We start from the raw sequence: 329 nt of genomic DNA, 5'->3' as shown, positions 1-329 counted from the left end.
CAAGAGGCGATCGTTACCGACTTCTCCTAAGAGGCGATCGCTTCCATCGCCGCCGAGTAGGATATCGTTGCCAGATCCACCCACAAGGCGATCGTCCTCGGTGCCGCCATTCAAGGTGTCATTCCCGTCGCCGCCAATGAGGCGATCATTTCCCTCGCCCCCCAAGAGGCGATCGTCCCCGGTGCCGCCATTTAAGATGTCATTACCGGTACCGCCATTCAAAGTATCGTTACCCTCGCCCCCCAAGAGGCGATCGTCCCCACCGCCGCCATTTAGGGTGTCATCCCCTTCGCCGCCATCCAAGGCGTCATTCTCTTCAGTGCCATTCA

1 protein-coding gene is annotated in these 329 nt (G+C 59.0%); it reads right to left on the bottom strand.

All coding sequences use genetic code 11. The features are described from left to right. Positions 1-329 (bottom strand): calcium-binding protein (locus tag JUJ53_RS00035; protein ID WP_275415702.1); only part of this gene is annotated, 329 nt, incomplete at both ends.

The sequence above is a fragment of the Leptolyngbya sp. CCY15150 genome, assembly GCF_016888135.1.
Lineage (GTDB): Bacteria > Cyanobacteriota > Cyanobacteriia > RECH01 > RECH01 > RECH01.
This window is presented reverse-complemented; position numbering and strand designations above follow the sequence as displayed.